At 61.3% G+C, this 13,900-nt stretch carries 3 protein-coding genes; all 3 read left to right on the top strand.

The genetic code is table 11. The features are described from left to right. Positions 1–334 precede the first annotated feature (334 nt). A complete protein-coding gene (locus BISA_RS09415; protein WP_033891596.1) occupies positions 335–2,290 on the top strand; it encodes an ATP-binding protein in 1,956 nt (651 codons plus the stop codon). Then, positions 2,283–3,938: an acyl-CoA carboxylase subunit beta gene (locus BISA_RS09410; RefSeq protein ID WP_033891594.1), complete on the top strand. Its 1,656-nt coding sequence runs from the start codon at positions 2,283–2,285 to the stop codon at positions 3,936–3,938. Before BISA_RS09415 ends, BISA_RS09410 begins: the two co-directional genes overlap by 8 nt. A gap of 98 nt (positions 3,939–4,036) precedes the next feature. Continuing rightward, positions 4,037–13,867 (top strand): type I polyketide synthase, encoded by a 9,831-nt coding sequence (locus BISA_RS09405; protein WP_033891593.1) that lies wholly within the window; start codon positions 4,037–4,039, stop codon positions 13,865–13,867. Positions 13,868–13,900 lie beyond the last annotated feature (33 nt).

The following is a 13,900-nucleotide window of genomic DNA, read 5'->3' as shown; positions in this document are numbered from 1 at the left end:
TGTTGATAAGTGTGATTGAGCCAGCAGCTCGGGAGCCTTCCCCCAACACTTGCCATCGTACGGTGTGCGATTTTTTGCGGTTTCGTATAAAAATACAAAATTCATCATCATTTTTATTACAAGTTGACGAATAAGCGCATTATTGTCAACTCATAATGTCCTGCTAAAGAACTGCTGATAAATGGCGGAATACTGCCGATTTTAGCCTATATAACTTGCCGGTTACGTAAGCGAAACTTACGCAGTCGTTTGTTCGGGCTCTACAAAATCCAGTGAGAGCTTTTGTTTGGATGTCGATTGCTGAAGCTGGCAGACACGAGGACAATCTGACGATATGACTCAAAGTGTCAAAAAATTACTTATCGCGAACCGAGGTGAAATAGCCCTTCGCGTGGTACGCACGGCCAAGGAGATGGGGATCTCCACGGTTGCCGTGTATGCCGAACAGGATCGAAACAGTCGTTATGTGGACATGGCGGATGAAGCCTACCTGCTTTCCGGCGACACCTACAAGGACACGTACCTCAACGAAGACTTGCTCATCGATATTCTTCATCGCTCAGGGGCAAACGCCGTACACCCAGGCTACGGTTTCCTTTCCGAAGTACCGAGTTTTGCGCAGAAAGTCGAGGATGCCGGTGCGATATGGGTAGGGCCACATCACACCGCGCTCGTAGACCTTGGCGATAAGATCACTGCCCGCCGTGTGGCATTGCGCGCCAAAGTGCCGCCGGTGCCCGGCATCTCCGAGCCGGTGACCGACGTGCGTACGTTGCTCGACTTCGCGCACACCCACGGCTACCCGATCATGATGAAGCGTACAGATGGCGGTGGCGGGCACGGCATCACTGTGGTACATGATGACGAGGAGTTGCGCCGTTTCTATCTCAATCACGATGCACTGCAGGGTGGCGACCTCAACGAATACTTCATTGAGAAATTCGTAGACAAGGCACGCCATGTGGAAACCCAGTCCGGCCGCGATGCGCACGGCAATTTCACCGTGTATTCCACGCGTGACTGCTCACTGCAGCGCCGTAACCAAAAACTTGTGGAGGAAGCGCCGGCGCCATTCCTGACCGAGGCAGTGGTCTCCACGCTGGAGGAATACTCCCGCAGGCTGTTCGCCACTGTTGACTATGTAGGCCTCGGCACTTGCGAATTCATGGTGACGCCGAACGGCAAGGTCTACTTTCTGGAAGTCAACCCTCGACTTCAGGTGGAACATACTGTTTCCGAAGAAGTCAGTGGACTTGATTTGGTCCGCGAACAACTGGTGATTGCTTCGGGTAGTGAACTGACTCGTGCTCCCGAGCCACGCGGTCACAGTTTTGAACTGCGCATCACCAGCGAGGATCCAGCCACCAACCTGACTCCAGGCTCCGGCACACTAGAGAAGATTCAATGGCCGGCAGGCCCAGGCGTGCGTATTGACACCGGTGTGGAACAAGGCGACACCATCTCCCCGAAGTTCGATTCGATGATGGGCAAAGTGATTGTCACCGCGCAGAACCGTCTCGATGCCGTGGCCCGCGTGCGCCGCGTGCTGGACGAATTGGTGATCGAAGGTGTGCCGACGCCGATTTCGCTATATAAGGAAATCTTCCGCAATGACGATTTCACCGCCGAACATAGCCACCCGTTCTCCGTGACCACCAAGTGGCTGGAGCGCACGTATCTCAACCGTGAACCGAACTCCGCACGCGCTGGCCAGCCGGCTTCGCTGGGTACCGGCGCTCCAGGGGCGGCCGCTGATGCCGCGGACAAGGCCAAGTCCGAGACGTTCGTCATCGAAATGAACGATCGCCGCGTCAAGCTCACCGTGCCGCTCGACATTGTGGAAAACCTGACTGGTTCCGCTCGCGCCCGCAATGCCAAGCGCCCGACCCAGCCGTTGCGTGGCGCTGGACTGCACAACGTGGCATCCGGTGCTTCCGACATCAACGATGGCGCCAAATCCGGCATTATTGCCTCCCCGATGCAAGCCGTAGTGACGCGCATCAACGTGTCCGAAGGCCAGCAGGTAGCCAAAGGCGACCTTCTGGTGGTGCTCGAATCCATGAAGATGGAGAACTACGTGTACGCGCCAGCGGCCGGCGAAGTCAAGAAGATCTTCGTCAGCCCGGCCGATGGTGTGGAAGCTGGCGACACCTTGGTCACGCTCGACGTGACCGGAGCTAACGCCGATGTTGCTGCGGCTGCGCCGCAGTCTCTCCCTCAGTCCGCTACGCGTCCAGCTCCCTCATCAGAGGGAGCCGATTCTGTGAAGGAAGGCGGCAAGAATGACTGACATCATGGATTCGCCGGCGGTCAAAGCCGTACAAGCCTCTGCCGCCGAAGCTGTATCTGCAGCTAATGCGGCATCCAGCGCATCAGCTGCTCGGCCGTCCACTCACCAACCGCTGCGCGCCGCCGTGGTGCGTGCCGCCGAACTGGCCCGTGCCGCCGAAGATCGCGCCCGCGACAAGCAGCACGCCAAAGGCAAGAAAACCGCGCGCGAACGACTCGATTTGCTCTTCGACACCGGCTCCTTCGAGGAAATTGGCCGATTCCAAGGCGGCAACATCGCCGGTGGCAACGCCGGAGCCGCAGTCATCACCGGATTCGGTCTCGTCTATGGCCGCAAAGTCGCCGTCTACGCGCAGGACTTCTCCGTCAAAGGCGGCACCCTGGGCGCTGCGGAAGGTGAGAAAATCTGCCGACTGATGGACATGGCCATCGATCTTAAAGTGCCCATCGTGGCCATTGTGGATTCCGGTGGCGCTCGCATCCAAGAAGGCGTCGCCGCGCTCACCCAGTACGGCCGCATCTTCCGCAAAACCTGCGAAGCCAGCGGATTTGTACCGCAGCTGAGCCTGATTCTGGGCCCTTGCGCTGGCGGTGCCGTCTACTGCCCGGCATTAACCGACCTCATCATCATGACTCGTGAGAACTCGAACATGTTCGTCACCGGCCCGGACGTGGTCAAAGCGGCTACTGGCGAAACCATTTCGATGGCCGACCTCGGCGGTGGCGAAGTACACAACAAGGTCTCCGGTGTGGCCCACTACCTCGGCGAAGACGAGTCCGATGCCATCGACTATGCGCGCACGGTGCTCGCCTACCTGCCATCCAATGCGGAAAGCCAGCCGCCGACCTACGCGTACGCTGCCACTCGAGCCGAACGCGACACCGCCAAACGACTCGCCACCATCGTGCCCGCCAACGAACGCCAGCCTTACGACATGCTCGACGTGGTTCGCTGCATCACCGATTATGGCGAATTCGTGCAGGTACAGGAACTCTTTGGTGCCTCGGCACTTGTCGGATTCGCCTGCATCGAAGGCAAGCCGGTGGGCATCGTGGCAAATCAACCGAACGTGCGAGCCGGCATCCTCGATGTGGATTCCTCGGAAAAAGTCGCGCGATTCGTACGCTTATGCGACGCCTTCAATCTGCCGGTAATCACGCTCGTGGACGTGCCCGGATACAAACCTGGCTCCGATCAGGAGCACGCCGGCATTATCCGCAGAGGCGCCAAAGTGATTTACGCCTACGCCAACGCCCAAGTGCCACTGGTCACCGTGGTGCTGCGCAAGGCCTTCGGCGGCGCATACATCGTAATGGGCTCCAAAGCCATCGGTGCTGACCTGAACTTCGCATGGCCGAGCTCGCAGATCGCAGTGCTTGGTGCAGCCGGTGCGGTGAACATCATCCACCGTCATGATCTGGCCAAAGCCAAGGCCGCAGGCCTCGATGTGGAAGCGCTGAGAGCCAAGTACATCAAGGATTATGAAACCAGTACGGTCAACGCGAATCTTTCGCTCGAAATCGGTCAGATTGACGCGATGATTGATCCGGAACAGACACGCGAAGTCATTGTGGAATCACTCGCCACACTGGCCACCAAGCGAAGAGTCAAGCTCACCACCAAACACCACGGCAACCAACCGTTGTGACCCACATGCCGGTCGCGGTCCGGTGGGTCGCCGACTGACAGAGCCATCCATATACCCCAACTTTTTTAGACGCCAACTCAACACAAGTAAGGAAAGTAATGACCACCTTCTTCCTCAATCGTCTGGCCGCCGAACCGCACGCGCTCGCTTTCGCCGGACAGTCCACTCCGTGGCCGGTCGCACTCGCTGACCAGACCACCGACCCCAGCCTCGCCGACGCACTGCATGCGCATGCCGAAGCCGCCAGCCGACTGCTCGCCCCAGTCGCTGCTGACCTATTGGCTACCACCGGCCGACCGGTTGATTTGTTCGGCTTCACGCCGAACCCAGCTCGACTGGGCGCTGCCGCCGATGCCACCGCATCCGTGGAAGGCATCGCACTGACCCAGCTGGGCGCGCTGCTCGACCTCGAGCATCTCGGCTACGAACTGTCCACAGCCAAGCCGGTTGCTGTACTCGGCCACTCGCAGGGCGTACTTGCCGTGCACATGGCTCGCGCCATCGAGGAAGCCGGTTCCGTTGAGTCGGCAGCTGATGCGCTGAACGAAATCTTGGCTGCTGCGGCGTTGATTGGCGCTGCCGGTACCCGCCGTGTGCGTGCGCTGGGCTTGGCTGCCAAATACGGTGACGCCAGCCCAATGCTCTCCGTCAAGGGAGCCAACAAAGCGCAGGTTGAGGCGCTGATCGCCCGCGTGGATGCTGCTGGCCATGCTCGTGGGCCGATTTCCATCGCCGTCACTAACTCCACGAATCATTATGTGCTCTCCGGATATCCGGAAGATCTGGCCGCATTCGCCGTGGAAACCGAGCGCGAACATAAGCATCAGGCCAAGCTGCGCGAACAGAAGCTGCATGGTGGCACGGTGTTCAACCCCACCTTGGAATATCTCGAGGTCACCCTGCCATTCCACTCGCCGCTGATGGCTGAAGCCGTGGAGCAGACTGTGGCATGGGCGGCGGCTTGCGGATTCGATCAGAGCCGCACCCGTTCGCTCGCCGAGGAAGTGCTCATCAATCATGTGGACTGGAACGCCCGCGTCAGGCATCTGCTGGAGACTGCCGAAGACCCGGCCAAGCTGTGGATTGTGGACTTGGGCCCGGGCAACACGCTTGGCAAGCTCATCGGCAATGTGGTTGAGGGCACTGGCGTTGGTGTGGTGGAAGCTACCACACTGGCCGAGCGTGCTGCGCTTTCCACGTTGGAGAGCGAGCCGGAGCGCACGCAGAACTGGAAAACGTTCGCACCGCGTGTGATCAGCACGCCGGCCGGCGACAAGCTCGTCACCAAGTTCTCCCGTCTTACCGGCAAGCCGCCGGTGCTGCTGCCGGGCATGACGCCAACCACCGTGGATCCGGAGATTGTGGCTGCGGCTGCCAACGCCGGCTACTGGGCTGAGCTCGCCGGCGGCGGCCAGGTGACCGCTGAGGTATTCGATCGCCATGTGGTCGCTCTCGAAGAGCAGCTTGAAGAAGGCCGCACGGTGGAATTCAACGCGATGTTCATGGACCGCTACCTGTGGAACCTGCAGTTCGGCTCCTCCCGCATCGTGCCGAAGAAGCGCGCATCTGGTGCTCCGATTGATGGTGTGGTGGTGTCCGCCGGCATTCCTGAGTTGGATGAGGCCGTTGCCTTGATTAAGCAGCTGCATGCCGATGGGCTGCCCTACGTGAGCTTCAAGCCCGGCACCGTGGACCAGATTCGCCAAGTGGTGGCCATTGCCAAGGCTGTGGCACCTGCCACCATCATGATTCAGGTGGAAGGTGGCGAAGCCGGCGGCCACCACAGCTGGGAGGCGTTGGATGACCTGCTGGCCGCCACCTACGCCGACGTGCGCGCTTGTGAGAATCTGGTGCTCGTGGCCGGCGGTGGCATCGGTACTCCGGAACGTGCCGCCGACTACATTTCCGGCCAGTGGGCTCGTGCTTATGGTCTGCCGGATATGCCGGTGGATGGTGTGCTTGTGGGCACTGCTGTGATGACTGCTAAGGAGGCACACACCAGCCCTGAAGTCAAGCAGCTGCTGGTCAAGACCCCGGGCATCTCCGGAGCTGAGGCTGCTGGAGATGACTCCGATGGTGTTGTTGCTGATGTGTTTGCGCCACAGGCCGCGCACTGGGTGCCGTCCGGCAAGTCTGTGGGCGGTGTTTCTTCTGGCCTGAGCCATCTGCATGCCGATATCTACGAGCTCGAGAACGCTTCCGCCGAGTGCGGCCGACTGCTGGTGCGCGTGATGAAGCACCCCGAGGAGCTGGAATCTCGCCGTGCTGAAATTATTGAAGCGCTCGATAAGACCGCTAAGCCATACTTCGGCGATCTCGCCTCTATGACCTACCTCGAATGGGCGCAGCGTTTCGCCGATCTTGCCTTCCCGTGGGTCGATCCTACGTACGCCGATCGCTTCCAACACCTGCTCGAGCGCATCGAAGCCCGCGTCAACGACACGGATTCCGGCGAATTCGTTTCCAAGCTGTTCGCCGCAGCCGGTGCTTCCGCTGAAGAAGCTGCAGCAGCGGGATTGTTGACTCGCGCGGATGTTGCTGCCGACCCGACTGCCGCCATCGCCAAGCTCACCGAAATCTACCCGCGTACCGCCGAGCTCAAGGTGGTGCCTGCGGATGTGGCTTGGTTCCCGGTGCTTGTGCGCGAATATCCGAAGCCGATGCCGTTCGTGCCTGTTATTGACAATGATTTGCTGCGTTGGTGGGGTCAGGATCAGCTCTGGCAGTCCGAAGACGCGCGGTATTCCGCCGATTCTGTGCGTGCTATTCCTGGTCCGATCTCCGTGGCTGGCATCACCACTGTGGACGAGCCTGTGGCTTCGATTCTCGGCCGCTTTGAGCATGCTGCTATCGAGCGAGCCAAGGAAGCCGAGGATGCGACTGAGCCTGGGGCAGCTGATTTTGCGGCGCTCGGTGAGGCGACTTCCGCCGAAGACTTCATCCGCAAGTCCCCGAACATTTCTTGGGTCGGTCACATCACCGACAATCCCGCCTACGGCACCGTTTTAGGTGACAAGAACTATGAGATTCGCGCATTCGATGCCGCAGCAGGCAAATACGATCTCGACATTCACCTCGACACTTTCTGGGACAACGATCCGGACGGCGGCACCTCCAAGCATGCCGTGCGCGATATCGTCATCCCGTTGATCGTGAATGGTACAGAGCCGGGCCGTGTGCCGGTCGTGGATCGCGAACGACTGATCCCGGACGTTTACGCGATGCTCGCCGCCACCGCAGGCATCGGCAACACCGCCATCACCGGCGACAAGCTCACCGCCATGCCGGAGATTGTGCCGTCCGGCTCTAGGCTCCCTCTGACGAGGGAGCTGTCTGTGCAGCAGACTGAGGGAGAGAAGCACAATAGTGCAGCATCGGCTGGCTCCGTCGTTGGACAGTCCACTGGACTGTCCAACTCCTCGCACGCTTCGCAATTGGCGGCTGCTTCGCATTCCGCCGGCGAAGCGCCATTCGGCGAAGCGCACACCACCTACACGCTGTCCGCCAACCTTGGTTTCGATCACGAGGCAGCCACCGGTGGTGCACTGCCGACTTCGCTGCAGCCCAGCCGCATCGCCCCGGATGCGCTGGTCGGCCCAGCATGGCCGGCAATCTATGCGGCACTCGGTTCCGTATCCGTAAACGGCTACCCGGTGATCGAAGGCCTGCTCAACGCCGTGCATCTCGACCATCTCATCGAACTTGAGGTTGATGAGGACGAGCTGCTGCGCCACGTCGGCGAAACCGTCGCCCTGACTTCCTGGGCTGAGGATTACTACGAATCCGCATCCGGCCGCGTGGTCACCATCCATGTGACCCACACTGCCGCCGACGGCACGCTGCTCGCCCGCGAAACCGAACGCTTCGCCATTCGAGGCCGTGTCTACTCCGATGCACTGCCGGCAGATGCTCCTGAATTCGGCGACGCCCAGCACGATGAGATCGAGCCCACGCCTCGTCGCCTGCTGCGCCGCGTCAAGGTCACCGCCCCCGGCGATATGACCGCATTCGCCCGCACCTCCGGCGACTTCAACCCGATTCACACCTCCGCTCGAGGTGCTCGCATCTCCGGCCTGAAGGCTCCGCTCGTGCACGGTATGTGGCTGTCCGCCACCGCCCAGCACGCAGTACAGGCCATCGATGAGAAGGGTGCACATTACGAGATTGCCGGCTGGACCTACAACATGTACGGCATGGTCCAGTTGAACGATCAAGTGGAAATCTCAGTGGAACGCGTCGGCAAGGTAAGCCACGGCGGCATGACCCTCGAAGTCACCTGCCGTATCGACGGCCAGTTGGTTTCCCGCGGTACCGCACTGGTGCGCGCGCCTCGCGCCGCCTTCGTCTACCCCGGCCAGGGTATACAGAAGCAGGGCATGGTTCTGGACGAGCGCGTCAAGTCCGCCGCCGCACGCGATGTGTGGGAGCGCGCCGACAAGCTCACCCGCTCCAAGCTTGGCTTCTCGATCATCGGCCTCGTGCGCGATAACCCGAAGGAACTGACCGCCAACGGCGTCACCTACCGTCACCCTGAAGGACTGCTCAACCTGACCCAGTTCACCCAGGTGGCGCTCGCCACCGTGGCCTTCGCCCAGACCGCACGTCTGCGCGAAGCCGGTGCGGACATCTGGCCCGCCTACTTCGCCGGCCACTCGCTCGGCGAATACAACGCACTCTCCGCATTCGCCGGCGTGATCCCGCTGGAAACCGTGCTCGAGCTCGTGTTCCACCGCGGCTCCACGATGCATCACCTGATTGATCGCGACGCACAGGGCCGCTCCAACTACCGCATGGGAGCCCTGCGCCCGAACCAGTTCGGTGTAGACGATGCCCATGTGAAGGAATACGTGGAATCCGTGGCCAAGAAGAGCGGCGAATTCCTGCAGATCGTGAACTACAACCTCGCCGGCCAGCAGTACGCCATCGCCGGTACGATCGCAGGCCTCAAGGCGCTGAAGGCCGATGCCGCCCGTCGCGTGGCCGAATACGGCGGCAAGCCGGCATTCATGCTGGTGCCGGGCATCGATGTGCCGTTCCATTCCACCCTGCTTCGTAAGGGCGTGCCGGAATTCCGTGACAAGCTCGATGCACTGCTGCCGCAATATATCGACTACCGCGGTCGTTTGGTCGGCCGCTACATTCCGAACTTGGTGGCCACTCCGTTCGAAATGACCAAGGAATTCGCGGCGAAGATTCTCGAAGTCGTGCCATCCGAGCGTATCAAGGCCGCTCTCGATGACCCTGCTGTGTGGGATTCCTATGCTGCCGATGATCAGAAGCTTGGCCGACTGCTGCTGACCGAACTGCTCTCCTGGCAGTTCGCATCCCCGGTGCGTTGGATCGAGACCCAGGCACTGCTGTTCGGTTCGCGAGCCGCTGGTGGTCTCGGCGTTGAGGAATACGTGGAAGTCGGCCTCGGCAATGCGCCGACGCTGGCCAACCTCGGTGCCAAGACGCTGCGCTTGCCCGAATTCGCTGGTACCAACACCGTGGTCTACAACGTGGGCCGCGATGAAGGCCGCGTCTATATGACGGATTCGGACTCGCTCGTGAGCGAGGACGAATCCGTGACTGAGCCGTTAAGCGGACAGTCCAGTGGACTGTCCGTAGGCGAAGCTGCGCACGATAGTGCGCAGTCTAAGTCGGTAGTCGCCGCCCACAGTGATGCAGCTGCCAAGCTCGGTTCTGGCGTTGCTCCGGCCAAGGCTCCCACTGTTGAAGAGAATGCTGCCGCTGCGGCTCCTGCGCCTGCTGTCGTCGGCGCTCCTAGTGGCGCCGCCGTCGATGACCTGCCTTTCAAGGCATCCGATGCCATCGGTGTGCTTATGGCTTACTCCGCCAAGGTGCGCCTCGATCAGATCGGCAGTACCGACACTACCGACACTCTGACCAACGGCGTCTCTTCTCGCCGTAATCAGCTTTTGATGGACATCAGCTCCGAGTTGGGTGTGGCCAGCGTGGACGGTGCCGCCGAGGCGACGCTGGTACAGCTGGCACAAATCGTCAACAAGGCCACCCCGAACTACAAGCCGTTCGGTGCCGTGCTCTCCGAGGCCCTGCGCGACCGTCTGCGTTCGCTGTTCGGTGCCGCCGGCGTCAAGCAGCAGTACATTCGCGACCGTGTGACCAACGTCTGGCAGCTCGGCGAAGGCTGGGTGGCCAGCGTGCTTGCCGCACTGCTGCTTGACACCCGTGAAGGCGCCAGCTCTCGTGGCGGTGACCTGGCCAAGCTGCCAACCGCAGCCGTGCAGTCCAAGGCCGAAGCCGATAAGCTCATCGACGCTGCCGTGCAGGCCGTCGCCCAGCTCAAGGGCGTTTCGGTGGCGCTGCCGTCCGCCGGTGGTGCAGCCGGCGGAGCCGTGGTGGATTCCGCTGCCCTCGATGCATTTGCCGAGAAGGTCACCGGTTCCAACGGTGTGCTCGCCGCCACTGCCCGCTTTGTGCTGAACGAGCTTGGTGTGGCCGCTCCGGTGCCGGAGGAGGGTGACGACGAAAACGCCGCAGTGGTGGCCGCGGTCGAAGCCGAACTCGGCTCCGATTGGCCGAAGCAGGTTGCGCCTCGCTTCGATGCCAACAAGGCAATTCTCTTCGACGACCGTTGGGCCTCTGCCCGCGAGGATCTGGCACGTGCCTACTACAACCGCGACGCTTCCGCGCTCGCCGGCAGCTTCATCGGTCTTGGCAAGACCATCGCCGACGAAGCTACTTGGTTTGCTGGTCAGCTCTCGGCTGACTCCGGCCTCAAGGCCGCATTCGCCTGCATCGCATCCGAGACTCTCGAACCAGTCACTTCCGACGCTGCAGCCTCCCGCTTCGCGAACGACATCGCCATCGTGACCGGCGTAAGCCCGAACTCCATTGCTGCACAGGTGGTGGAAGGACTGCTTGCTGGCGGTGCCACCGTGGTGGCTACCTCGCACAGCTTCAAGCCATCCGTCAAGGCATGGGCCAAGCAGGCCTACCGCGAGCACGCTACCGGCAACGCCAAGCTGTGGCTAGTTCCGGCCAACCTCTCCAGCTACCGCGATGTGGATGCGCTGGTCGACTGGGTGGGCCACGAGCAGAAGAAGACCTCCGGCGCCACCACGACCATTCTGAAGCCTGCGTGGGAACCGACCCTGTTCTTCCCGTTCGCAGCACCGCCTGTACATGGCACCTTGGCCGATGCCGGCGATCTGTTCGAATCCCAGGCACGACTCATGCTATGGGGCGTGGAACGCGCAATTGCAGGCTTCTCCAAGATCGGTGCTGACACCAACGTGCAGCACAAGCTGCATGTGGTACTGCCTGGCTCCCCGAACCGTGGCGTCTTCGGCGGTGACGGTGCCTACGGCGAAGTTAAGTCTGCTTTCGATGCCGTGGTGAATCGTGCGCGCGCTGAGCGTGACGCCTGGGCCGGCCGTGTGACCTTCGCCCATCCGAAGATTGGCTGGGTGCGCGGCACCGGCCTGATGGGCGGCAACGATCCACTGGTCGCAGTCGTCGAACGCCACGGCATCCACACCTATTCCACTGCTCAGATTGCATCCAAGCTGCTTGACTTGTGCACGGCGGAATCCCGCGTGGAAGCCGTCAAGGCCCCGCTCGATGTGGACCTGACCGGTGGCCTCGGCTCCGAGCCCATCGACATCAAGGCCCTGCGTGCCGAGGCTCAAGCCGATGCAGAAAAGGAGTTGGCTACCGCCAACGCTGCATCTTCTGAGTCTCTCCCTCAGTCTGCTGCGCAGACAGCTCCCTCGTCAGAGGGAGCCAAAGACTGGACGTCCATAACCTTGGCCCCCTCTGATGGGACCTTGCCGTTGAGCGGAGAGTCCGGTGGACTCTCCGTAGGCAAGGTGCGAGACGATAGTCGAGCTGATATTTTGGTCGCAGGCTCCGTTCTCAAGGCTCTGCCCACGCCCATCGTCACCAAGCAAGCCGTAGTCAACCTTGCCGACTGGCAAGGTGTCACTGCGAAGCCTGAAGATGAAATCGTCATTGTATCCATCGGCGAACTCGGCCCGTGGGGGTCCGGCCGCACGCGTGCCGAAGCCGAGCTGGGTATCCACTCGGACGGTGAAGTCGATCTGAGCGCCGGCGCGGTGCTTGAACTGGCGTGGAACATGGGTCTGCTGACTTGGGCCGATAGCCCGAAGCCAGGCTGGTATGACGCTGACGGCAACCTGATACCCGAAGAGGATATCGCCGAGCGCTACCACGACGAGGTCGTGGCTCGTTCTGGCATCCGTCCGTTCGAAGAAGGTATGGGCAACGACTACAAGGACGGTGCCGACGAAGAGGAAGCCGAGGTCTTCCTGGACCACGACGTTACCTTCTCCGTGCCGTCCGAAGACGTTGCGCGCGAATACGTCAAGCTGGACGCTAAGCACACCACCATCGCTCCGGACCCCGAATCCGGCGAATGGAATGTGACCCGTCACGCCGGTTCGATGATTCGCGTGCCTCGCCGCGCCACCATGACCCGAACGGTCGGCGGCCAATTCCCGAAGGGCTTCGACCCGACCCGCTGGGGCATCCCGGCTTCAATGGTCGGCGACGTGGACAAGATCGCACTGTGGAACATCGTCACCACGGTGGATGCTTACCTGAACGCAGGCTTCACCCCGGCCGAGATTCTGCAGTCGATTCACCCGTCGCTGGTGGCATCCACGCAGGGCACCGGCTTCGGTGGCATGGCCTCAATGCGCAAGCTCTACCTCGACCGTTTCCTGAACCACGAGATTCCGACCGACATTCTGCAGGAAGCCCTGCCGAATGTGGTGGCCGCGCATGTGATGCAGTCTTACATCGGCGGTTACGGCAACATGATTCAGCCGGTTTCCGCCTGCGCCACCGCGGCGGTCTCCCTCGAAGAGGGCGTTGACAAGATTGCCCTCGGTAAGGCCGACTTCGTGGTCACCGGCGCAATCGACGACATCGGTGTGGAATCCGTGATTGGCTTCGGCAACATGAACGCCACCGCCAACTCCGCCGAAATGTACGGCAAGGGCATTGACGCGCGTTTCTTCTCCCGTGCGAACGACCGTCGCCGCGGCGGCTTCCTGGAATCCCAAGGTGGCGGCACGATCTTGGTGACCCGAGGCGATATCGCGGAAAAGCTCGGCCTGCCGGTCGCGGCTGTGGTTGGCTTCATCCACAGCTACGCCGATGGTGCGCACACCTCGATTCCAGCCCCAGGCCTCGGCGCTTTGGCCGCGGGTCTCGGCGGACGCAAATCTAAGCTGGTGCATGATCTGGCTGTGCTGGGTGTTTCCGCAGACGATATCGCCGTGGTCTCCAAGCATGACACGTCCACCAACGCCAACGATCCGAACGAATCCGAGCTGCACAACACGCTGGCTCACGCCATCGGCCGCACGGACGGCAACCCGCTGTTCGTGATTTCCCAGAAGACGCTCACCGGTCATGCCAAGGGCGGTGCCTGCATCTTCCAGGTCAACGGCTTGACTCAGTTGTTCAAGTCCGGCGTGATTCCGGCAAATGCCGCGCTCGACTGCGTCGACCCGAAGCTGAAGCGTGACGATCACATGGTCTGGTTGCGCAAGCCGCTTCGCATCGGTGGCGGTGAAGACCAGTTCGGCCGCGAAACCGCAGGTCGCCCGGTCAAGGCCGGTCTTGCTACTTCGCTCGGCTTCGGCCATGTGTCCGGCTTCGTGGCATTGGTTCACCCCGGTGCCTTCGAAGCGGCTGTGGCAAAGACCGATGGTGAAGAGGCTCTGGCGGCATGGCGTGAACGTGCCAACGAGCGTCTGGCCGCCGGCCAGCGTCGCCTCGAGGAAGGCATGATGGGTCGCGCCGCGCTCTACGAGCCGATCGACAACCGTCGCTTCCACGAGGACCACCGTGGCTACGATCACCACGAGGTCGAAAAGGCGATGCTGCTGAATCCTGATGCTCGCCTTAGTGAATCCGGCTTCTACGAAGCCTGACTCAGTCGGCTCACATCAGGATTCCTTCGCGGG

Source organism: Bifidobacterium saguini DSM 23967 (genome assembly GCF_000741715.1).
Taxonomy (GTDB): domain Bacteria; phylum Actinomycetota; class Actinomycetes; order Actinomycetales; family Bifidobacteriaceae; genus Bifidobacterium; species Bifidobacterium saguini.
The sequence above is the reverse complement of the archived record's forward strand: the minus strand, read 5'-3'. Positions and strand labels throughout refer to the sequence as shown.

What these genes read in the sequence shown, in the direction of transcription:
- BISA_RS09405 (WP_033891593.1), top strand. Translation starts at nt 4,037, where the DNA reads ATGACCACCTTCTTCCTCAATCGTCTGGCCGCCGAACCGCACGCGCTC.
- BISA_RS09410 (WP_033891594.1), top strand. Translation starts at nt 2,283, where the DNA reads ATGACTGACATCATGGATTCGCCGGCGGTCAAAGCCGTACAAGCCTCT.
- BISA_RS09415 (WP_033891596.1), top strand. Translation starts at nt 335, where the DNA reads ATGACTCAAAGTGTCAAAAAATTACTTATCGCGAACCGAGGTGAAATA.